This window comes from Rossellomorea sp. NPDC071047, from assembly GCF_050270195.1.
Taxonomy (GTDB): Bacteria; Bacillota; Bacilli; order Bacillales; family Bacillaceae_B; genus Rossellomorea.
Genome location: NZ_JBNNJT010000004.1, coordinates 129,560 through 152,330 on the forward strand (window position 1 = coordinate 129,560; position 22,771 = coordinate 152,330).

The window sequence follows — 22,771 nt, forward strand, 5'->3', positions numbered from 1 at the left end:
ATAGAAATTAATTCTCTCATGGATAATGAAGGTGAGTAAAGGACGGTTTTGTTCCCAGGGATGTATGCTTTTCCCATGATTTATAAATAAAGGAGTACGATGATGAAATAGAATCTCTCATTTGGTGAGCCCTAGAGAGAAAATAATCTGCCTAATTGGTAAATAAGTAAAAGGTTTTGGGAAAATTAATCTCCCAAAACCTTTTTAGTTAAATATTTATCTGCTTATTGCTGTTTCTCATAATAATAATTTAACCACTTATGCACTTTGTTCATCTTTTCTAACATACGTTCTTTTACTACTTCATTCAAGCTATCCATTGATTGGATCAGTTCAACCGTCTTCTCAAACTCTTTTTCTACTTTGTCTTTCTTTAACGAATGATCAGGACGCTCCATCATCTTCTCCCACTTACGAAGGTTGTTCTCAAGCTTTTTACCTTCTCTCTTGTCCACTGCGCCTTTAGGAATATAGATGGATGCTGTCTGTTCCTTCAATTGTTTTACTGTAGCCAGTACAGCTTCTTTCGGCGTTTCTCCAGGATTGACGGCGGTGTTTCTCCATGGTCCTTTCCCCAAGGCATCCACAGAAGGTGCACTTGCTTGACCAAAGGCAAACATGTTTACTCCTGATGTACCGTAGGCGGCAGCCAGTACATCGTTCACGGCTGCTTTTTCCCCCAGATGGTGATAGAAGGAATAGATTCCTGTGTAATACATCATAGAAGGTGGTGTCAGCTTTTTACTTGCTACAACGGTAGACTGAATACTATTAAAGTCATGGCCATAGGCTTGCGGGATAACACCATCGATATCCTCAACCCAGTCGCTGATCAATACGGCTTCAGGTCCTGGCTCAGGGGTAGCCGTCATCATAAATGCAGGGTCGATTCCTTTACTCTGATCATGAAGCTTCTCCACGAAAGCATTCTCTTGTTCACGTAACCAAAGCTCCCATTCTTCCCATAGTTCATCAGATTCTTCTAGATTCATAGGGTCTACACCGAATTCTTCTTCAAAACGTTCGCGGTTCGATGCACTAAATCCATAACTCTTATCAAAAGAATGGTGCGGATAGCGCATATAGTCTATATTGACACCAGTGATTTTGTAGTCCTCCTGCTGTTCTTTATAGATTTCCAGCATGAATTCTTGTACCTCTGGATTGGCAATATCTAACCAATAATAATTACTGCCTGAATCGCTTCCGGGTTTTCCCGGCTCATCATTCCGTTGAACCGCGCTCCACTCAGGATACTTTTTGAACTGAGATGGAAGTCCAAGGCTGCTGTGACCGATCATGAAACCATCTGTCCATGATTGAACCGTAATGCCCCGTTCTTTTCCTTCTTCAATAAAGGCTTTCAGGATATCTGATCCGTACTTTCCATAGTCTTGGTCAGCGAAATTCGGATGTTGCTTTGGCAAACCGTAGTCTTCCATTTTATCACTCGGGAAGATTGTATATCCCCAGAATGTTGTTTCAAGATAAAGGGAATTGAATCCCGCTTCCTCCATGCGGTCCAATGTCGTGATGACATCGTCCAGATCCTTCTCTTCAGGGCGATACCAGATGGCTCTTTGTTCGCCTACTTCAGATGGCAGGGAATAATAATATGCGTCGTAAGCAGATTGAGTGGCTTGCTCTGTATATTCCAAGGCCTTTTGCGGATCATCATTTTGAATGTCATTCGCTTTTTGAAGGAGCTCTTCTGCCAGCTCGACAGAAGCATTCGCCTCTTCAAAGGCTGCATCGATGAAGTTCTCTTCCGCATGAGAGATACTTTGCTTCGCTTCCTGTAAATTCTGTTCGCTCTTGAATATATAAGTGGACGCATCGCGGATCAACTCGATATTCCCTTCAGCATCATACTCAACCTTCATACCGATTTCAGCTTTTTTCAAGTATTCGGCTTCTGTTCCGTGACCACTCACGACAAACCCATCAGCCGGAATCGCACTGTCTCCTCCACCGACTTTCGTGACCACTCCACCGGTTACCGTGATTTCATACCCGTAAGGATTGGTACCGGTACTGGCCCCGAATGCCGGTGTATAGACAAGAAGTTGATTCGCTCCACGGTTACCCGGGAACGGCGCACCATCTGGATTGGATTCATCTGTTGGATCAACGTCATCTAGGACAGCCGAGTAGGTCCTTTCAACTGGCTCATTAATCCAAACCGTTTCTCCTTCATCAAGGCTCTTTAAAAACGTCATAATTTCATCTGTCGTCTCTGGACCCGTGGATAGGACGACACCATCTTCCGGAATCGCACTGTCTCCTTTACCTGACTCCACCACGTGATAGCTTGAGCCTTCTTCATGCTCCAAGATCACCTCATAAGATGATCCATTGGTTTCCGTGAAATAACTGAACGTAGGATCAAATAACACCAGCTTGTTCGTGTTATTGCGATTGTTTTCTGCATCCACAGTGATGCTGATGCCATCCTCATCGACTACCTTCGTTGCTTCACTTTCATCTGCTTCCACTTGTAGTGCCGGGGCTTGAAATGCAGGTACGACCAATGCCATGGCCATAGCAGGTACAGCCATTTTCTTTCCTACCAACCACTTTTTCATACAATACCTCCAAATAGTCGTTTTTTGTATGTATGCGCTATCATGATGTGGCAATTAAATACTATCATAATTTTCAGAATAAAAGGAATAATTCTTCATAAAAGATAGTTTAGTTGGATTAATTCTTCATAAATAGTCAAAAAGATATAAGAGAATATAGATCCATCTACACATTATATGTTCCAGGGAACACCCCTCTGGTAGAAACCATTCTAGAAATGATCCTACCGGATGTCATCAACTTCATAAGTTCGAATCAAATTGGCCCTAGCTCTGGCCAGCGCAATTCAATACCTCCCACTACAAGCATCTCTTGAAATTCTTCCAACAACACTTTATCCTCTCTCACCTTGCGAGGGAGAACCCCTTTTTCAATGGCAAAAGCGGCCAGATACCCCGCTGATTCACCGATATTCCATTCCACAGGATGAACTCGGAAGCAGCCGTTCGTAATATGAGTAGAACCGATATTCTTACACGCAGGTAATACATTGTTCACTCTTACCGGCAGCAGGGCACCTAATGGGATTTCAAACGGATAGCTTTCTGCATAGAAAAAAGTATTGGATTCTGTCGTCGGATGAAGGTCGATCCGGTAGCAGCCGATCCCCACGGAGTCTTCAAAGTGCTCGATGCCTCGATCGCCTCTGACATTGGCATTGATATGCTCTTCCACAACAGTCGTGACGGCCTTGATCCTCCTTGATTCACGAATATAAGGGTACTTGGCCAGACCATCCTCTGTTCCTAAGATATCCCCTCTCAGACGCACGCCCGGATACCCTTTTCCGCCATCCGGTCTAGGCGCTTCGGTTTGTAGCCAATAAAGAAGTGATAGACTTAATTGTTTAGATTCATGAATATGTGTTTCATACTCTTCTTCATTGACGTCAATGATCGAGCCTGACCAATAATCGTTCTGTGGCCAGTTGATTAACGAAATATCACCATCATACGTTCCCTCCTGAAATAAAGACGGGTCTATGATACGACGGTAATCCCACAGTCCCCAAATGTCTTCATGATGAAACATGGCGAATTCCTTCGAACCTCCCGTATGGGCATCTGGTGCGAACCAGCTTAGCTGCTTGTGTTGCAGGAATGGTGCCTGGTAATCTTTCCAGAAATCATACTTCTCCGGTTTTTCGATTACGAAATTCCCACCCTCTACATAATCCACGGCAAACACATAGGTAAACGACTGTATATCCTGTGGTCTTGCCTCTTCTGGTGCGTGGAGCTCACCTGTATCCCGTTTGGATTCGGCACCTGTCACATATTCAACACCAGCTAAAGGAAGTAAATCTCCTACTTCTGTTGCATCCAGATAATATTTTCCCTCCAGTTTCACTCTCTTCTCGTTTTCGATATGTTGAACGGTTACAGAGAAAACATCATCTCCTTCAACGGATGCCTGAATGGCTTTGTAGTTGGTGTAGATCTGTAACCTCCCACTACTCGTATATGGAACGAGCATCTCCTGAAGAACGGTAAGGGCCACTTTCGGCTCATGACATAGCCTGCTGACCCAGCCATTCCCGGGATTCAGCCGGTCATGTTGACGAGCTTCTTCTTTTAAAGGGTAGTGCGACCGGTAATAGTCTCTGACCCGATTTCGAAATTGACGATACGTTTTGGTACAGCCGAATTGTTCAATCCACTGATGTTCATCCGGCGGGACCGCTTGGCTGGTCAACTGTCCGCCAATCCAATCCGTTTCCTCTGTCATAATGACTCTATGCCCGCGTTTTGAGGCAGCTAAAGCGGCGGTACAACCGCCGATTCCTCCACCAATGATGACAATATCTGTTTTTAAAATCTCTGACATCTTTTCACCTCTTTTTGAAAAAGTAAGCTACTTCCTTTGGTAAAAACATTAAGCAAACGTTTGATTATATGATAAATCCTGCTCCAATCACACCTGAATTCGATCCAAGCTTCGCCGGGATGATGTTGACGGACTCCTTCAAACCTGGATATACATATTCTTTTACCTTCTCTCGTAAAGGAAGCAAGACCTGCTCTTCGGAATTCATCACTCCACCACCCACTACGAATACTTCAGGATTAATCGCATGGGTCAGGTTGGCAATGGCTATAGCCAGATATTCAATGGCCTCATCAACAATTTTCTGAGCAACCTTATTTAAAGCTCTGGCTTCCCGGAATACTGCCTCCGCTCCCCCGTGAATTCCCTTAGCTTTCCCAGTCACTCCAATAGCAGTGCCGCTTGCAAGGGTTTCGAGTGCCCCTGCATTTAAAGCCGGATGCTTGACTCCGTTTGGAACGACAATCATATTCCCGATCTCTCCGGCGTATCCATTTGCCCCCTGAAATACCTTTCCATTGATGACAAATCCTCCGCCGACTCCTGTGCTCACGGTCAAATAATACACACTTTCACAACCGGCACCTGCTCCAAGTACCGATTCTGCCACTGCTGCCACATTCGCATCATTATCCACCTTCACGGGTAATTGAAAATGCTTTTCTACCATCGATGCCAATGGAATCATGTCCCACCCCGGGAGATTCGGAGGAGAAAGGATGATGCCCGTTTTCGCATCCAGAGGGCCCGGACACCCTATCCCGATCCCCCTCACCTTCTCCTCTCTTTTGACACGCTCCACTAATGAAATCAATTTCGAAATGATCCTGCCTGGTCCCAAATGTGCCTCTGTTTTCTCACTAACTTCTCTGAGAATCGTTCCCTTATCGTCGAGAAGAGCTGCTCTAATATTGGTCCCGCCTAAATCGACACCGATCCTTAACGTCATGATTCATCCCTCCTGCCTAAGCCAATCTCAAAGGTTCGCTTCCAGGGCAGATAGATTTCTTTAAGGGGGAAATCAAGACCATACTTCGTAAGAAACGTCACGGACTCTTTTAAGAACAATTCTTTCACTCGATTCAGAAGCTCTTCATGACTCACTGCTGACTCATCTGTCCCGGCACGCACTTGCTGTCGGACAATCGACTGATAGACGTAGTCATCTAATAATCGCAATGTCATTTCTTCAAGTACTCTTGCTTTTACCTCTTCTTGAGGAAGAGAGGGCTTCTTTCCCTGCAAATGGACCATGGCTACCTGTGCAACGACCGTGCCCAATGTGTTCCCCGCTGTATTCCAGCCACCAAATCCCGCCAATTGGGAAACCTCTATCTCTCCCAGCAGTCTAGGGAGCATTCTCGGGTCCACTCCGTTGGCATAGGCCGTATCGGCTACCGCTACCAGTTTATACCGGCGAAGATAATGAGCGATGCGCTTGATCCACTCACCGATATTCCGATGAGGCGTATCCACTTCCCCAAGGAATTTTTGCAGAGCAAGATCTCCTTGGCGTTTTCCTGGAACATTGACAGCAAACACGATATCAGCTTCTCCCGCTTGGTCAACTGTATAGCCGCCAAAAGCATGAATCTGACCCTTCACGGACTCACAGATCGGACGGTCTTCATACATTGCAGTCGACAATGCCCCGGTTTCTCCACTATAAATAGGATAAAAGGTTGGAAACTCCACTTGTTCCAGTTGATAAATCATCTTTGCCACAAGCGTATTGGCGACCTCATCGGCTCCGGGATAGATGAATACGTTCTGGAATAATTCCCGGTGTGCCACCTTATCTGAGAGCTCTTCCTGCTCACCAATATTCAGCCCATATTCAGAGGTATCATCTTGCGGAAAGACAAGGACATCAATGGTTTTGTCTTCTACCATATCTAGCAGGGATTCATTCACCTGATAATTTTTCAGTCTGGTTGATAAATAGTCTTCCAGGATGTCTGAAGGTATTTTATTCTGTAAATCCCGAACCCTTAGATTGGAGTCATCATGCCCCGTTTTTTCAAAGCGATGAAAGTGATAGGAATACTCCCAAAGCTCGACTCCATAGTCACACCAGTATTCCTTCTCTTCTTCGTTTACATAGTTATTGGAAATTCTCATAGTCGAGCTAAATGCCATGAATGCTTTATCAGGATATTTCTCTTTTAATGCACGGAGGATGCTGATTCGTTGTATGATCGTTTCTTTCCCATCCATGCACACACGGGACGGAACAAGGCCGCCGTAGCCGAGCATATCAATTGAAAGGACAAATCCATCTACTTCAGGCGCCACTTTCCACATCCACTTTTCCAGTGCAGCCATATCCCCCGGCTCTTTCAAAAAACCTAGTAAGTCTTTATGAGGGATAAGCACCTCCCAATTTCCGATCGATGCAATCTGCTTTGGAAGCTCTCTTGTCACAGGTCTACCATCAACAGGCAGGAGGGCAATCTTTCTATTCATGCATACCTTCCTCCTTTTAATAGGTAAGTACTAATTTCTTTCGGGTTCAGGTGGTCCGTAAGGTTTTCCACTGTTTTCACTCGTGCATGAAGAAAATCCACCCGTTCTATTCTCTCAGCTCCAGATTTGAACGTTACAGCCTGCACTCGATCTGTCGGATTCCATAAACGCAGCTCCACTCCATCAGGCACTCGTCTAAGTGAGCTCCACTGCACTTCTCCATTATCGAATTCGATCAAACCCGTTAACTCATTTTCTCTTGTTTCCCCGGGATAAATCCTGGGCGGGACACGATAGATGTGAGCATCCGTTACTACCTGGCCCAGACTTTTATCAGGGGTAAATTCAAATGTAGCATGAAACGTATATTGTCCGATACATTGAGCTTCTGGCGTTTCCATATTCGGACCAGCCCCTCCGCCGCGGGTTCTGAGATCATCCCGGGACAGCCAGCCGACACTCCTGATCAACGTAACGTCCAACGCATCTTCTTCTCCTAGACTTGTAACCTGGTATTCCTGTAACCCACGATGATAGAAAGTGAACCCATTTTCAGCCCGAATGAAAGAAAGAGAAGGTTCGACTACCACTGGAACTTCTTTTTGCTTTGGAGCATCCAATTCTTCCTCTGTCTTCGCTTTTCGCTTCACCACATCAAATGCTGTATCGCTATACGTGTACCGGGCGGAATCTCCTAGAGGATATTGAACGCGAAGACGTTGATCCTTCGAGTGATTATCGATGGTGTAGTCCACATACATCTTTCGATCACCAGCGTGTAAGGTAATAGTGATATGTATCGTGGTTAGAACGTTTTTTTCAGATGGACCAGTTCTTTCCTGATCCAGTCCCTCAGGTGTTTCAAGCTTCAGCACATAGGTCATTTCTTGAACGCCGAAGGACTTCCTCACGGTTGGTAAAGAAAATAGCTCAGCGCACGTCTTCACATCGTGAACCGGTGGGGAGTAGTTGTACTCATCCCCTGCGTCCAGCGAACTATAGAAGCGTTGTAATCCAGCATGCTTCCTGCCTGTCTCTTTATCTACTACCACAATGGTTCCTTCCCCACTCAATTCAATAGAGTAAAACTCATTTTCAACGGTCTCGAGATTTGTTTCCACAAATTCCCCGTAATCCCCCTCTGCTACGCTGAAGCTCGAAAGGGAGGTCCCGGGAAGATTCTCAACATAAAACTCAATGTCGTAAAAGGTACCTTCTTTAAAATCGGGAAACGCATCAAGAGGCGAAGCAAAATGTCTTCCGCTCCGTTTCTTCCTGATGACCGGGATATACAGCTTTCCATTGCGATCTTTCAATCGGAACAACCTATCTTCTTTAAGCCAGATTTCTCCCGAAACCCAACCGGTGAACGATCTTGGATGAGGATTGAAGACTGTAAAAACGCTATTATCTTCAAATGGTTTTCTCAATCCGTTTCCTGAAAACATCGGATCCTGGACTGCGGCATGAGAAAGGGACCCCAATTGGATGGACTCCAGTCTCTGCTTCAGCATCATCGTCCTCGTCTCCATTTCCCTATGGACCTCATCTATACTGCAGCCGCATATACTGTCATGGGGATGATTCTGCAGTAACAGTTTCCAAGATTCCTCTAAATATCGTTCCGGATATTTCTCTTTGCTGCAAAGAGAGGCAAGCGGTTCGGTGTATCCTGCAAGCTCGTCTTCCATCTCCTGATTTTGCTGCTTTAGATAGCTTCTCGTAGAAAGTACATTCGGAAGAACATAGATATGTTCATTACTTCTCATTTCTCCTACATACACGGGGAGGTCAGTTGAAGACTCGGCCTGAACATTGGTTAAGAATTCTTCATACGTACTCGATACATACTCCACTTCACCTTGAAGATCATTGATTTGTCCCATCAGATTTCCATGCTTCGGCATCAAGTGGTCGCCGCCGTTGGTTAACAGAACATGAGAAGTCGTCGCATAAGGCCTGACCTTCTCCACATATGTCTTCAATTGCTCTTCTACATTTTTTTCATTCAATAATGGCTGATAGTACCCTTCCGGCAAAAAGGCCGTAAAGACCCGGGAGCCATTTGGTGCCTCCCAGGTAAATTCAGACGTCTCGGATTTAATACCACGCCATAAAATCGAGTTATCAATCCCGAAGCCTTTTAATAGCTGAGGCATCTGGCTCACATGACCAAATGTATCCGGTAAGTAACCGACCTTCTGGGATTCCCCATACTGACCGGCTAGCTTCATCCCCACTTCAAGATTCCTGATCAGGGACTCTCCGCTTACCAGGAACTCATCCGCGAGAACATACCATGGGCCAATGATGATTTTCTTTTCTTCTATTAGATGGAGCACTTTTTCTTTCATCTCGTCTTCACAAACGTCAAAGTAATCCTCCAGTGCGGCCATTTGACCATCCAGGACGAATTGCTTCAGCTCCCCGGTTTCAAGACCGGAAACGATCCGATCCATCACCTGTGCCAATCGGTGCCTGAATACTTCAAAAGGCAAATACCATTCCCGGTCCCAGTGGGTTTGAAAGACGATATGACATGTGACTTTTTTGCCCGTCATCCTTTCACAGCCCCTTTCATGGCACCTGCGATGAAGTGTCGTTGCAGGATGGCGAAGATGATGATGATCGGAAGGATCGAAATGATTGATCCGGCAGCGATATAGCGCCAGTTGGCCGAGAACGAACCGGCAAGAGTATTGACGCCGAGAGGTAACGTGTACATGCTTGTGTCATTCAGGATAATCAGCGGCCAGAGGAAATCCCCCCACGCCATCATGAACGTGAAAATCGCAAGTGTGACGAGTGAAGGCTTCACTAAAGGCATAAGTACCCTCCACCAGATCTGAAAGGCGTTCGCTCCGTCCATGCGGGCTGATTCATCCAGTTCATATGGAATCGTCAAGAATGCCTGACGCATCAGGAAGATTCCAAAGGCTGTCGTTGCATGAGGAAGTATCAATCCTGCATACGTGTTTTGAAGCCCTAAATCCAGCGCTAATAAATAGATGGGAATCATCAACAGCTGAAACGGAACCATCATCGTACTAAGGATAAGAACGAATACAATGTTCTTACCACGGAAGTTCATCCGGGCTAAAGGATAAGCCGCCAATGAACAGAAAACGATATTCAATAGAACGGTCACGACAGATACCACGACACTGTTGAATAAGTAACGCCAAAATGGAAAGAATTCCATGACTTCTACATAGTTTCCGAAGGTTATTTTTTCTGGAATAAATTGAGGCGGGTACGCGAAGATATTCTCGCTCCCTGATTTCAATGACGTCGCCAAGAGCCATAAGAATGGTCCGACCATGATGAATGTGACAAATAAGAGCGTTCCGTATTGAAGAGCGCGTTTGGCTATTTTTTTCACATTAATAGGTCTTTTTGAAGGTAGTACGGTTGGATTTTCTTTGCTGGTTCCAAGAGAAGGAGAACTCATGGAGAATCACCCCTTTATATCAGATTCTTTTTTGCTCATAAATTTGATGTTTATGACGGAGAAGATCAGTGTAATAACGAACAAGACAACTCCCGCTGCACTGGCATAGCCCATCTGCAGCTTGTCAAAGGCTTCTTCATAAATATAGAATACCAATGTCTTCGAACTGTTGAGTGGTCCTCCACCCGTCATGACGTAGATTTCTTCAAACACTTTCATGGCTGAAATCGAAGACATGATCGTCACAATCATGATCGAAGGCATTAATAAAGGAACAGTAATATGCCAGATTTGTTTCCATTTGGTCGCACCATCAATATCGGCTGCTTCATATAAATCATCCGGTATGGATTGTAAGCCCGCGAGGTAAATGACCATGTAATACCCCAACCCTTTCCAAATGGTGACAACCATGACGGCAAAGATCGACGTTGATGTTGAAGTCAACCAATTGATCGGGTCATCTATCAACCCGAACGATTCCAGTATGTAATTTAATATACCGCGGTCTGCATACACCCATTTCCAGGCAATCCCCACAACAACCATCGATGTGACTACAGGTACATAATAAGCAGAACGGAAGAATCCAATTCCCTTCACCTGTTGGTTCACAAGAATCGCAAGGAAGATCGGCAGTATGACGAGTGCCGGTACAACAATGATTAAGTATAATAAGGTCTGACCCAGCACTTTCCAGAACAATGCATCGGCAAATAGTTCTTTATAATTCTCCAAACCAATAAACTCTGCGTCAGCAACGATATTGTAGTCTGTAAAGCTCAGCCAAATCGCGTTAAGCATGGGGTAGAAGATGAAGGCACCAAGAATGATGACTCCCGGTATCAGAAACAGAAACGGTGTTAAAGGATTACTTTTCAATGGGCTCCCCTCTTTTCTCTATCACTTGAAATATGAGCTTCGCTGCTCCGAGCATGCCTGCTTGATTACCCAAAGAAGCAGGATAAACACTTGTATTAACGCAATATTCTTTCAATTTCTCTTGAAAGGAGGTCCACCAATGACGCTTGGAATCAATGACCCCGCCTCCTATGAAAATCATTTCCGGGTCGATGGACACCGAAATGTTATACATCGTAATCGCTAAATAATCTAAGTATCGGTCAATCACCTGTTTGACCTGTTGATTTCCCTTTGAATATTCCTCGAAAATCTCTGAGCCATGCCTGAAAGAGAGCTCCGTTTCGGTGAAAACGGCTTGCACTAACGCAGTACCCGAAAGGTATTGCTCGATGCACCCTTTCTTCCCGCAATTGCATAGCTTTCCATTTGGAACGAGAACCATATGTCCCCATTCTCCACTTTGATGATGATAGCCATTTAAGACCTCGCCATTTATAGCATTTGCTCCTCCAACCCCGGTACCGAGTGTGATCATGACCGCCGATTGAGGTTTTCTCTGTGACTTCCATAGCTCTCCTATGAGAGCAGTGTTGGCATCATTTTCAACAACGCAAAGTAAGCTGTACCTCGATTCGATTTCTTCTTTCACATTGGTTCCCTGCCAGGATGGTAAATTCGCTGTAGCGAAGACGATTTCACCACTATGAACATTCACCCGACCTGCCGTGCCAATGCCGATTCCCAAGATGGCACTGTCTTTCCTCATTAAAGAATCAATCACAGTGTGAATTGATTCCAGTATTCCATCTCTTCCTTTTGAAATATCGGTTGGAATCTTTTCTTCAAATAAAATGTCCCCATCTTCATTCACAACGGAGCCTTTGACTCCCGTTCCCCCAACATCTATTCCGATGACCTTCATCCCATCACCCGCTTTCTCTATTAAGAGATTAGTAGATTTTCTCCACTACGGCTCTTGCTGTTTTTTCTTTCATTCCAAGAGAGTACTCTTTATTATGAAGGGCAAGGCCTGTACATAGCATATCAATGACAAACAGCTGTGAGATCTTCGCAATCATGGATCCGCCTTCAAGAGGTGATTCTTTCCCTCCGCTTAAGAGGACAGCATCGGCAAGCTTGGTAATCGGGGACCTGGCGTAATACGTAATTGCAATCACATTTGCTCCATTTTCTTTCGCTAACGTCAGAGAATCAATGGTGTCCTTTGTACTCCCTGAAATACTCAATCCAATGACAACATCCCCCGCCCCAACTGTGGCAGCCGTCATCGACTGAATGTGAGGGTCGATCACTGCATCGGACCGGTAGCCGATCCGTAAAAAACGATTCTTCGCATCTAGTGCCGTCAGTCCAGATGTTCCAACTCCAAAGAAGTGGATGGACTTTGCGCCTGATAATAGCTGAATCGCTCGATCTAATGTTTCATCATCCAGTTTATTAACGGTTTCATCAATGGCATTCTTTGTGTAGGAAGCAATCGATTGAATGAAACCTGAAGGCTTGCTGGGATCCGCTTCCTCTTCTTGTGAAAGGGAGGATAAATCCTTGGCAATCGCCAACTTGAATTCCTGATACCCTTTCATTCCGATCTTCCGGCAAAACCGTAAAACCGTCGTCTCTCCCACTTCCGCCACATCGGCAAGGTCGGTGACGGAATAATAAAGGGCCTTTTCCATCTGTTCCAGCACGACTGCAGCCACTTTTTGCTCTGATTTCGTTAACGAAGGAAAGTAACTATTAATTAATCCGCCTAACTTGCTCTTGGACGCCGTTTGTGTGTTCATCTTGTTTCTCTCCTCTACTCTGAATTGATTGAACAAACTTCTTCGTGATTTCCTGAGGTCTTGTAATTGCTGATCCCACTACAACTGCGTGAGCTCCTATATCCATCGCCCGCTTCACATCCTCCGGCGTAGAGATTCTTCCTTCAGCAAATACAGGAATTTGCAGGGTATCAACCAATCTCTTTAATAAAATAAAATCCGGACAGCATTGTTGAGGAGAGTATGGGGTGTATCCCGACATCGTCGTGCTGACACAATCCACACCAAGCTTCACAGCCTTCAACGCCTCATCAAATGTAGAAACGTCCGCCATAATGGTTTGTCCTTTGGCCTTTAAATAAGCGATCAAACTTTCCAAGGACTCACCGTTTGGACGAGGTCTGTCAGTTGCATCAATGGCAATGATATCCACCCCTGCTCCAATCAGTTCATCAACTTCTTTTCTGGTGGCTGTTATGTAGACATCACTTTGTGGGTAGTCTCTCTTCACCAAGCCAATAATGGGTAGGTCCACATAGCCCTTGATGGCTTCAATGTCGACTGCACTGTTTGCTCTTATCCCGGACGCGCCTCCAACGTAAGCTGCTTTTGCCATTTTCCCCATTACATCCGAGCCGTGCAATGGTTCATCCTGTAGTGCCTGGCAGGAAACCACGAGCTTCCCTTTCAGTTGATTGAATACGATTTCCTTACTGATCATTTTTTTCATCACCGTGCTTTCATTGAAATGAGAGAAAGGGAGATAAACTCCCTTTCCTTCATTTCCCTTATTTAGATAGTGTTTCGTTCCATTTCATCTCTGCTTGCTCTAAAGCTTCATCCACTGTCATATCTCCAAGCATCGCAGCATGCAGGGCTTCGTTCATAGCTGTGCGTAGCTCTTCGAAATTGCTCATTGGCGGAATTAACACTTCACTGTCCTTCAATTGACCAGCTGATACGATACGTGCTTTATCAATTGGAGTAGCATCTGCCGGCTCTTCACTAAAGTAAGGATCATCTAAAGCTGTTTCAATGGATGGAAGAATCGCCGTTTGTTTATCGAACTCCACTTGGTTTTCAGCATTTGTTAAGAAAATCGAGAAGTCTACTGCTGCTTTTTGATGCTCGGATTGTTTCGGGACAACCACGTTCATCGCTGCCACGTTTTTCTTATTCGTTTCACCAGTGATGATCGGGGCTGTTTTCGTTGCTTTTAAAATATCAGGGGCATTTTCTTCTACAATCGTCAGGAATTGCGGACCGGATGCCAAGATCGCGATTTCACCCGCTTGGTATAAGTCAACGGCTTTTGAGTGACCTTCTGTCAAGACTTCACGAGGAATTAAACCATCCTTATAAAGGTCCACAAAGAAATTGAAAGACTCTTTTCCTTCAGCTGTGTTGAACGTTGCTTTCGTCATATCTTCATTTGTTAAGTCTACACCCATCATGACCATTGTTTCTAGAAGATGACTTCCATCAAGGGCCGGGAAGAATGCGTATTTACCCGTTTTGTCTTTGATTGTTTTAGATACTTCTTTCAGCTCTTCAAAAGTGGCTGGAGCTTTCTCGGGATCCAATCCTGCTTCCTTGAAGATCTCTGAGTTGTACATCGTTACTTGAGAAGAAAGGTACCAAGGGATACCGAATGTTTTTCCGTCAAACGTGTTGGAAGCCCAGATGTTCTCGAAGTATTCATTCTTCACATCTTCTGGAACCATTTCATCCATGTTCACTAACGCATCAAGCTCTGCTAATTTCGCAGCGAATTGAGGATTCAGGTTCGCTACATCAGGAGCCGTCTTGGAAGCGACCGCTGAAAGAATCTTTGTTTCCATATCCCCCCAAGGAATGTCGACCCATTTCACTTTCACATTTGGGTTTTCCTTTTCAAAATCGGCGATGACCCCATTTAAATAATCATCAAATGTTGGAGATAACTGCATGGTCCAGAATTCAATTTCCACTGGTTCCTCTTCCGTTCCCTCTTTCTGTCCTTTAGAAGAGCTTGAGCTGCTGCTGTTACAAGCAGCTGTAAATAGCATAGCAAACATCAACATAAGCGTTAATAAAAACTTTCCATTTTTAAACATTGCGTTCATCCCTTTCCCCTTTTATATTTGTTTCAACAAAAAAGCTGATCGCACGTGGTAAGTCCCTGCGCCAAAAATCCCAGAGATGGTGCTCGTCTTCTTCGTAGTATGTAATGATATCTGTGATGGATTGAAGTTGTTTGTGAAGACTTCGGTTGTAAGATAGGATTTGAAGGTTTTCTCCTGTTAGTGGATAGGTAACCGCTTCTTCTTGCAGACCGACAACCTGGTACACTTGCCAATCAACTTTTTGAAGATTTTGAATTTTAACGACGTGATTAGCCGTAAAAGCACCGGATTGCAAAAGTAAGTGAGACCATGATTCCGGAAATTCAGAAGCAATACTCACACTAACGGCAGCTCCAAGAGAATCTCCTAACAAACCAACTTTACGAATCTCCTTATATTCATTTTCAAAACGGCGTCGAACAGTCATCAGAAGCTCATCCTGGAAAAATCGAATGTACGACTCGAGCCGCTCTCCCTGTGGATGATAAAGATGATAGCGTTCTTCAGAGCTTGGCGGCGGCACAAGAACCATGAATAGATGAATGGGTTCCGAGTTTTCTAGAATTGATCCCAGAGCTAGCTCGATATGTCCAATTTCTACATAGTCCATCCCATCCTGAACAAACAATAAATCTACTACATTGCTTTGACCCCTCTTGTATTCATAGGTGTAGTAAAGTTGATCTCTCCGTAAATAATGACTCGTCATCACGCATTCTTTCAATCTGGAATTCAACGAGCGTAGTCTCCCCCTTTCCGTGAATAGGTTCCCCTATTAGTTTCTATCCTAGCATATGAAAGCGCTTTTGTGAATATGTTCTCCATTTTTTATTTTTTTGGTGGAGTATTGCTCCAAATCAAAGAATGAAAGATTCATTTCTTACAATTCTTACAATCAATCAAAAACGCACAAATTTTAACCACAAAAAATAAGGACGAGTTGGCCTATTAAACCTCCTCGTCCTAAAAATTACTCTATCTCCTCTAATAACTCATAAGCTTCTTCCCTAGTCTTTGCATTCAACAACTGATTCCGATACTCCTCATCCATCAGCTGACGGGATAACAGTTGTAATATCTTCAAATGCTCATTCCCTTCACTTTCTTTAGGAACGGCAATCATAAATATCAACTTAGCATCTGATCCGTCCAAACTGTTCCAATCCACACCGTCTTTCTTGATTCCAAACACAACACTTGGTTTTATAACGGAAGTGGACTTCCCATGAGGAATGGCAATATTCATACCGATACCCGTGGTACTTTCTTCTTCCCGGTCTATGATAGCTTGTTTGAAATCGGTGGGTGAAGTGATCGTTCCCGCTCTATCTAATTTTTGAATCATTTCATCAATGACATCGTCACGTGTAGAACCTTGCAAGTCAACATCAATCATCTCTAAATTGGTTATATCCGTTAGCTTGTTGATTTCAATTGACTCCATTTGAGGTTGCTCTTCAGCAATTTCTGCTGAGTTCGTCATTTCACCCTCTGCTAATGCCTCTTCATACGTCACAACATCCCTCTTTAAAAGGTTGACCACTAACGCAGTGACAACTGCACCAGCAATAACAGCAACAAAGAACATCAATACGTTATCCACAGCACCAAGAACGGCAACAATCGGACCTCCATGAGCCACCCGGTCTCCTACATGACCAAGCATCGCGATGACGGATCCTGTCATGGAACCCACCATGATACTAGGAATGACTCGGAGTGGATCTTGTGCCGCAAATGGGATTGCCCCTTCTGTAATACCGAACAAGCCCATTGTAAAGGCTGCTTTTCCTGTTTCTCTTTCAGATGCCTGGAATTTCTCTTTGCCGATGAAAGTGGCCAGTCCCATTCCGATTGGCGGAATACAGATGGCAACGGCTATCGGTCCCATAATTTCATAGTTTCCTTCTGCAATCATGGCAGAACCGAAGAGGAAGGCAACTTTGTTCACCGGACCTCCCATATCGAAGGAGATCATGGCACCCAGTATGAGGGCAAGTAAGATAGAACTTGTCCCTTGCATACCTGCCAGCCAGCCTGTTAGTACTTCAAATGTTTGAGCAACTGGTGCACCAATTATAAATACAAATGCCAATCCGACAATTAAGGATGCCAACACCGGTATAATGATAATCGGCATGATTGGTTGAATGGCTTTAGGAACTTTAATCTTTTTAATATAAAGGGCAACGTACCCCGCCAGGAAACCAGCTATGATACCACCGATGAACCCTGCACCGGCTTCACTTCCATAGAAACTCCCATTCGCTGCAATGTATCCACCGACGATACCTGGTGCAAGTCCTGGCCTGTCTGCAATACTATACGCGATGAACCCTGCCAGGATAGGGACCATGAACGTGAATGATGCTCCGCCGATCGCTTCGATGCTTTTCCAGAATGAATCTTCCGGTACGACAAGACCACCCGGCGTTTTCACACCACCCATCGTCAAGGCAACGGCAATCAATAATCCACCAATCACAATGAACGGGATCATATACGATACGCCATTCATTAAGTGGCGGTAGATCGGGTTTTCTTTCTTTTCCGCCTGTTTCTTTTCTCCGGAAGTAGAGTGATAGACAGAAACATCGCCACTTATTACTTTCTTAAGCAATTGCTCCGGTTTACGAATGCCATCCTGTACTCCTGCTACTAATACCTTCTTTCCATTGAACCGCTCTTTGTTGACGGTTTTATCAGCAGCAATGATAATACCGTCCGCTTCTTGTATATCTTTTTCAGTGAACTCATTTTCTACCCCGATAGAACCCTGTGTCTCTACTTTTAACTGGACCCCTAACTGTTTCGCTGCTTTTTCCAGATTTTCAGCAGCCATATAAGTATGGGCAATACCATTAGGACAAGATGTAATGGCTAGTAGTTTCATCTCTCATTCTCCTTTTTCGTAATCGCTTACAATCACTATACAATGAAAAGCCCGGACGAAATGGCCAGTCTTTTACCGGAGCTCCGGTAAAAAGCATAAAAATAAGAAGTAAAGCCGATTCGCTTTACTTCATTCATTCTTGAACACAGATAGAAAATTCATGATATCCTGCTGTGCAATCAGCGTTTGAATCATCTTGGGATCTTCACTCAAAGATGAAATTTCGCTAAATAGCTGTTTCACTTCTTTCTGCTCTTCATTTTTCACTGCCAATAGAAAGACTAATGATACTTTTTCCACTCCCCATTCAATAGGTTCCTTTAAGGTCGCAATCCCAATCGCCGATTGCTTAATCAAGTCCGGGTGTCCGTGGGGTATCGCAATCCCTGCACCAATGGCGGTAGCTGACATTCTCTCCCTTATCATAGTGCTCTCGATATATCCCTTCTCCACATACCCTTTAGAGTAGAGAGAGGCAGCGAGCTTCTTTATGACCTCATATTTGTTCGTTTCACCTTGTTGAAGAAGCACCACAAATGGATTGGTATATTTCAATAAGATAGATTCCTCAGGTGATCGTTTTAGGGAGCGTTTATCCTGCTTTAGCCACTGCTCCAGACGTTCTTCATCACTATTTTCCAATAAAGGCGAAACGACGATGTGAGGGACTTTGATTTCCGGCAACGAAATGGTGCTGACCACCAAGTCCACTTCTTGCATACAAAGGAAATCATGTAATTCAGACTTAGCAATACTTCCTAAAATGTGCACAGAATAGAATTTCCGTTCCATTTTCGTACGTAATAATTGAGACATACCGATACCCATATGACATACGAGTACAACTTTTGTTGTGGCTATATGTTGATTTTTGATTCTTTCCAGTGAAGATTGAAAGTGTAAGGTTAAATAAGCTGCTTCTTCTTCAGGAATATCCAGGGCTAATGATTGATTAATATCCCCTAACGAAAGCATCATTTGATCGAACATATAAGGATACATTTTCTTGATTTCGTGTAACATGACATTCGAGACAGGCAGTCCATGTTCCAAACGATTAAGTGTAGAATGCAAATGAACGTTTAGTCCTTCCCATAATTCCAGGTCTTTCTTAAAATCGATGTTCGTAGATTGGGATACCCGATCCACTAGCATACTCATCACCTTCAAAAGAATAGGATTGTCATCTTGAAAGCTTTGGTTTAAGGTGTCCTTCTGAGATCGATATTTCCCTCCAAGGAAATGAAGGGTCAGGTATGCCTTTTCTTTATCTGGAAAACGAATGGAGAAGAAAGGTTCAAGCTTCTCTGAGAAATCAACAGCCCAACGATACTCGGTTTTCTTTAGTAGAAAAAGACGCTCTTCCTCTGATATAGAAATGATTTGTCCCAGTTTGGTCCTCTTGATCATCAGAAGAGTATGAAGGACAATCCGTTCAAAGCTTTCGTCGGTAAAACGCAGTGCATATTTCCGTTGCACTTCTTTTAGCTCCGTATTTACAACATTGAATTCTGCAGATGAAAATTGATCCTTCATGAAATCATGAATAAGCGCTGGATGATTGACCATTTCCGATAAACGGGAAAGTGCTGAGCGCTTATTCTTTTCTGTGCCCTCTAATGTTAAGCCTACCTTTTGCCTGGTACCTAATGTAATATCAAAGCGCTTTAACCATGTTTCAATTTTTTCTATATCTCTTTTTATAATAGCCTTACTCACGTAAAATCGGCTCATAAAGTCCTGGGATGTGACCGGGGTAGTATCCATCAGTAGATGATAGGCTATTTGAATAACCCTTCTTTCATCCTCCTGGTCACTCGATGTCGCATCAGTGGAGTGAAGGAGACCAAACAGCTTTTTTTCATCCTCTTCATTCACTTCCAAACAGACACCCAGCCCAGGTTTTCGAATGAGTTCAGCAGAAGAAATACCTTCTAAATAATGTTGGATCGCTTTCAAATCGTTTCGTACCGTCTTTTCAGAGCACTGTACTTGATCGGTAATGTTCCTCACTAGTATGTAATGATTGGATTGACCTATAAGCATCCGCAAGATTTCGTTTTGTCTCTCATTCATGATTTCACCTTCTTTATGTTAGAAACAACTGGCCATTTGTCTATTTTATGATACTTTTTGCATATTGAAATGTAAACCAGGGACGGACCTCACCAAGAACCTTCTAAAATCACCTTCCATAAGGTAAAATAATGACATGATCAAGAACGAACAAGGAGGATTTTGATTGATCACAATCAAGGAAGTGGCCAGGAGAGCTCAAGTATCCAGTGCAACAGTATCCAGAATGTTGAACAATTCCGGGTATGTAAGTGAAGAGGCACGAGATCGAATTCTGAAAGTTATAGAAGAAACAGGATATGTTCCAAGTGAGAATGCGAAATCGCTTCGGACGAAAAAAACGAAGGTGATTGGTGTCATCCTGCCGAAGCTCGGTTCAGAAACGACGAGCCGGATGGTGAATGGACTGGACCAGATCCTTGCCGAGAAGGGTTACCAGATTTTACTCGCCAACACAAATCTAAATGCTACAAAGGAGATTGAGTTTATCAGACTGCTAAAAAGCAGGGATGTTGAAGGCATCATCCTTTCGGCTACGAATACGAGTGGACCATTGATGGATGAAGTTCAAAGGTTGAATATTCCCGTAGTGGTCGTTGGTCAGGACCTTCCCGATACGCCTTCCGTTGCATTTAATGAGATGATGGCTTCGAAGGACATGATTGATTACTTCATCGAAAAGAATCATGAGAAAATTGCTTTTATCGGAGTTAGCGAATCGGACAGGGCTGTAGGATTGTTAAGAAAACAAGGCTATCTGTCAGCAATGGCAGAGCATGGACTGCGGATTGAGGATCATTGGATTCAAACGGCTGTTTTCGATGTGGAGTCCGGTTATCAGGCGATGAAGAACATTATGGAAAATTCCGTACACCCTCCAACAGCGGTATTTGCCGTGACGGACCGTCTTGCCATCGGCGCCATGAACTACATAAAACAGGCGGGTTTGCGGATACCTGAGGACATTGCATTGGCTGGAGTAGGAGCTTCCGAGCTCTCTCAATATGTTACTCCCTCTCTCACCACCGTTGATTTCCACTACCATAAAGCCGGACAGGAAGCAGCAAATATGATTCTGGCTCAGATCAATCAGGAGGACATACCGAACGATAAAATGGTACTAGACTATAGACTAGTAAAAAAGGATAGTGTATAATTTTATGTAATCGATTACACAACGTTTTTTCGCGTGTGTAATCGATTACACAACATGTTCATTCATTTTCGTGGTATCGGCATAAAATCAGCTGATACTACTATTTTTCTGAAATATGTAATCGATTACACATTAAAAAGGAGGAGAAATAATGTCTGATAACAGAAAGATAGCAGAAGACATTCTATCAGGTGTCGGCGGTGAAGAAAACATCCTTTCCGTTGCCCATTGCGCCACCCGTTTACGAATCATGGTAAAAGATAAAGAGAAAATCGACCAAGCTGCCATTGAAAATACGGAAAAAGTAAAGGGGGCATTTTTCAACTCCGGTCAATATCAGATTATATTAGGAACCGGAACCGTTAATCGCATTTATGAAGAAGTGAGGCAATTAGGAGTAACAGGATCCACAAAGGCTGAACAATCGAAAGAAGCCGTAAAAAGCGGAAACGGTTTCCAACGTGCCATTCGTACATTCGGAGATGTGTTTGTACCGATTATTCCCGTCCTTGTCGCAACCGGTCTGTTCATGGGATTACGGGGACTCGTACTACAAGAACAGATTTTAGCATTCTTTGGCATGACACCAGATGATATATCACAGAATTTCATTTTATTCACCCAGATCCTTACGGACACAGCATTTATCTTCTTGCCTGCCCTGGTCGCGTGGTCGACCTTCAGAGTTTTTGGCGGGACACCGATTGTCGGGATGGTCCTTGGCCTGATGCTTGTGAGTCCAGCGCTTCCAAATGCCTGGGGTGTTGCCGGTGGGGATGTACAGCCACTAGAGTTTCTCGGGTTCATTCCTGTAGTAGGATATCAGGGTTCCGTACTGCCAGCTTTCATTGCCGGTATTCTTGGAGCAAAGCTTGAGAGGCAGATACGGAAGCGGACCCCGGAAGCACTGGATTTGATTATTACCCCGTTTCTTACCTTGTTGATTATGATCACTCTAGCATTATTCGTGATCGGACCTATATTCCATAGTCTTGAGAAAGTTATTCTGGATGGAACAGTTACTGTTCTGGAATGGCCTTTTGGCATAAGCGGACTTATTATCGGTGGTATCAACCAAATTATCGTTGTAACGGGAATCCATCACATCTTTAATCTCCTGGAAATCCAGCTCTTGTCCAAATATGGAAACAACCCGTATAACGCGATCATCACCTGCTCGATTGCAGCACAGGGCGGTGCCGCCTTGGCGGTTGGATTAAAGACCAAGTCCAAAAAACTGAAGGCATTGGCTCTTCCTTCTTCCCTCTCTGCATTCTTAGGGATCACGGAGCCAGCTATTTTCGGGGTGAACCTCCGATATGGAAAACCGTTCATCATGGGGCTCGTAGGCGGTGCTGCCGGAGGATTCCTTGCTTCCCTCATGGGGTTGAAAGCAACAGGGATGGCCATTACCGTTATCCCTGGTATGTTGCTATATTTAAATGGACAAATTCTTCAATACCTTTTCATCAACGTTGTTGCAATCGGAGTAGCCTTCACCCTTACCTGGATGTTCGGTTATTCGGATAAGAAAAATCTTGACTCCGGAAAATAATCCGACAG

16 protein-coding genes are annotated in these 22,771 nt (G+C 44.1%); 2 read left to right on the top strand and 14 right to left on the bottom strand.

Features of this window, described 5'->3' with window-relative positions; translation table 11 throughout:
• Positions 1-224: 224 nt before the first annotated feature.
• From ACQKFO_RS14945 to ACQKFO_RS15010, 14 genes are all read right to left on the bottom strand, one after another.
• The gene (locus ACQKFO_RS14945; RefSeq protein ID WP_427599688.1) at positions 225-2,585 is read right to left on the bottom strand and encodes a family 10 glycosylhydrolase; all 2,361 of its coding nucleotides are present in this window, start codon (positions 2,583-2,585) and stop codon (positions 225-227) included.
• Positions 2,586-2,841: 256 nt separating this feature from the next.
• Positions 2,842-4,413 (bottom strand): FAD-dependent oxidoreductase, encoded by a 1,572-nt coding sequence (locus tag ACQKFO_RS14950; RefSeq protein ID WP_427599690.1) that lies wholly within the window; start codon positions 4,411-4,413, stop codon positions 2,842-2,844.
• A 64-nt stretch (positions 4,414-4,477) separates the two neighbouring features.
• Complete coding sequence (locus tag ACQKFO_RS14955; RefSeq protein WP_427599692.1) at positions 4,478-5,362, bottom strand: ROK family protein; 885 nt, start codon at positions 5,360-5,362, stop codon at positions 4,478-4,480.
• Positions 5,359-6,879: a DUF4127 family protein gene (locus tag ACQKFO_RS14960; RefSeq protein WP_427599694.1), complete on the bottom strand. Its 1,521-nt coding sequence runs from the start codon at positions 6,877-6,879 to the stop codon at positions 5,359-5,361. Before ACQKFO_RS14960 ends, ACQKFO_RS14955 begins: the two co-directional genes overlap by 4 nt.
• Positions 6,876-9,440 carry an alpha-mannosidase gene (locus ACQKFO_RS14965; RefSeq protein WP_427599696.1) on the bottom strand — a complete coding sequence of 855 codons (2,565 nt, stop codon included), beginning with the start codon at positions 9,438-9,440 and terminating at the stop codon, positions 6,876-6,878. Before ACQKFO_RS14965 ends, ACQKFO_RS14960 begins: the two co-directional genes overlap by 4 nt.
• Positions 9,437-10,330, bottom strand: coding sequence for a carbohydrate ABC transporter permease (locus ACQKFO_RS14970; protein ID WP_427599698.1), 894 nt, complete (start codon positions 10,328-10,330; stop codon positions 9,437-9,439). The genes ACQKFO_RS14965 and ACQKFO_RS14970 overlap by 4 nt, the downstream gene beginning before the upstream one ends.
• Positions 10,331-10,336: 6 nt before the next feature.
• Positions 10,337-11,212 (bottom strand): carbohydrate ABC transporter permease, encoded by an 876-nt coding sequence (locus ACQKFO_RS14975; RefSeq protein ID WP_427599699.1) that lies wholly within the window; start codon positions 11,210-11,212, stop codon positions 10,337-10,339.
• Positions 11,202-12,116, bottom strand: a complete 915-nt coding sequence (locus ACQKFO_RS14980; RefSeq protein ID WP_427599701.1) for an ROK family protein — start codon at positions 12,114-12,116, stop codon at positions 11,202-11,204. The genes ACQKFO_RS14975 and ACQKFO_RS14980 overlap by 11 nt, the downstream gene beginning before the upstream one ends.
• A gap of 28 nt (positions 12,117-12,144) precedes the next feature.
• On the bottom strand, positions 12,145-12,999 hold the full coding sequence (locus ACQKFO_RS14985) for a MurR/RpiR family transcriptional regulator (RefSeq protein WP_427599703.1): 855 nt from the start codon (positions 12,997-12,999) through the stop codon (positions 12,145-12,147).
• On the bottom strand, positions 12,953-13,699 hold the full coding sequence (locus tag ACQKFO_RS14990; protein ID WP_427599705.1) for an N-acetylmannosamine-6-phosphate 2-epimerase: 747 nt from the start codon (positions 13,697-13,699) through the stop codon (positions 12,953-12,955). Before ACQKFO_RS14990 ends, ACQKFO_RS14985 begins: the two co-directional genes overlap by 47 nt.
• Positions 13,700-13,766: 67 nt before the next feature.
• Positions 13,767-15,083 (bottom strand): ABC transporter substrate-binding protein, encoded by a 1,317-nt coding sequence (locus ACQKFO_RS14995; protein ID WP_427599707.1) that lies wholly within the window; start codon positions 15,081-15,083, stop codon positions 13,767-13,769.
• Positions 15,067-15,819 carry an alpha/beta hydrolase-fold protein gene (locus ACQKFO_RS15000; RefSeq protein ID WP_427599709.1) on the bottom strand — a complete coding sequence of 251 codons (753 nt, stop codon included), beginning with the start codon at positions 15,817-15,819 and terminating at the stop codon, positions 15,067-15,069. The genes ACQKFO_RS14995 and ACQKFO_RS15000 overlap by 17 nt, the downstream gene beginning before the upstream one ends.
• Positions 15,820-16,053: 234 nt before the next feature.
• Positions 16,054-17,976, bottom strand: coding sequence for a fructose-specific PTS transporter subunit EIIC (locus ACQKFO_RS15005; RefSeq protein ID WP_427599711.1), 1,923 nt, complete (start codon positions 17,974-17,976; stop codon positions 16,054-16,056).
• 129 nt (positions 17,977-18,105) lie between these two features.
• Complete coding sequence (locus tag ACQKFO_RS15010; protein ID WP_427599713.1) at positions 18,106-20,052, bottom strand: BglG family transcription antiterminator; 1,947 nt, start codon at positions 20,050-20,052, stop codon at positions 18,106-18,108.
• A 166-nt stretch (positions 20,053-20,218) separates the two neighbouring features.
• Here ACQKFO_RS15010 and ACQKFO_RS15015 point away from each other — a divergent pair, with 166 nt between their 5' ends.
• Positions 20,219-21,208: a LacI family DNA-binding transcriptional regulator gene (locus ACQKFO_RS15015; RefSeq protein ID WP_427599715.1), complete on the top strand. Its 990-nt coding sequence runs from the start codon at positions 20,219-20,221 to the stop codon at positions 21,206-21,208.
• Between the two features lie 151 nt (positions 21,209-21,359).
• Positions 21,360-22,763 carry a sucrose-specific PTS transporter subunit IIBC gene (locus ACQKFO_RS15020; RefSeq protein WP_427599717.1) on the top strand — a complete coding sequence of 468 codons (1,404 nt, stop codon included), beginning with the start codon at positions 21,360-21,362 and terminating at the stop codon, positions 22,761-22,763.
• Positions 22,764-22,771 lie beyond the last annotated feature (8 nt).

Coding starts and splice junctions, on each gene's coding strand:
- ACQKFO_RS14945 (WP_427599688.1), bottom strand. CDS start 2,585: ATGAAAAAGTGGTTGGTAGGAAAGAAAATGGCTGTACCTGCTATGGCC.
- ACQKFO_RS14950 (WP_427599690.1), bottom strand. CDS start 4,413: ATGTCAGAGATTTTAAAAACAGATATTGTCATCATTGGTGGAGGAATC.
- ACQKFO_RS14955 (WP_427599692.1), bottom strand. CDS start 5,362: ATGACGTTAAGGATCGGTGTCGATTTAGGCGGGACCAATATTAGAGCA.
- ACQKFO_RS14960 (WP_427599694.1), bottom strand. CDS start 6,879: ATGAATAGAAAGATTGCCCTCCTGCCTGTTGATGGTAGACCTGTGACA.
- ACQKFO_RS14965 (WP_427599696.1), bottom strand. CDS start 9,440: ATGACGGGCAAAAAAGTCACATGTCATATCGTCTTTCAAACCCACTGG.
- ACQKFO_RS14970 (WP_427599698.1), bottom strand. CDS start 10,330: ATGAGTTCTCCTTCTCTTGGAACCAGCAAAGAAAATCCAACCGTACTA.
- ACQKFO_RS14980 (WP_427599701.1), bottom strand. CDS start 12,116: ATGAAGGTCATCGGAATAGATGTTGGGGGAACGGGAGTCAAAGGCTCC.
- ACQKFO_RS14985 (WP_427599703.1), bottom strand. CDS start 12,999: ATGAACACACAAACGGCGTCCAAGAGCAAGTTAGGCGGATTAATTAAT.
- ACQKFO_RS14990 (WP_427599705.1), bottom strand. CDS start 13,699: ATGATCAGTAAGGAAATCGTATTCAATCAACTGAAAGGGAAGCTCGTG.
- ACQKFO_RS14995 (WP_427599707.1), bottom strand. CDS start 15,083: ATGAACGCAATGTTTAAAAATGGAAAGTTTTTATTAACGCTTATGTTG.
- ACQKFO_RS15005 (WP_427599711.1), bottom strand. CDS start 17,976: ATGAAACTACTAGCCATTACATCTTGTCCTAATGGTATTGCCCATACT.
- ACQKFO_RS15010 (WP_427599713.1), bottom strand. CDS start 20,052: ATGAATGAGAGACAAAACGAAATCTTGCGGATGCTTATAGGTCAATCC.
- ACQKFO_RS15020 (WP_427599717.1), top strand. CDS start 21,360: ATGTCTGATAACAGAAAGATAGCAGAAGACATTCTATCAGGTGTCGGC.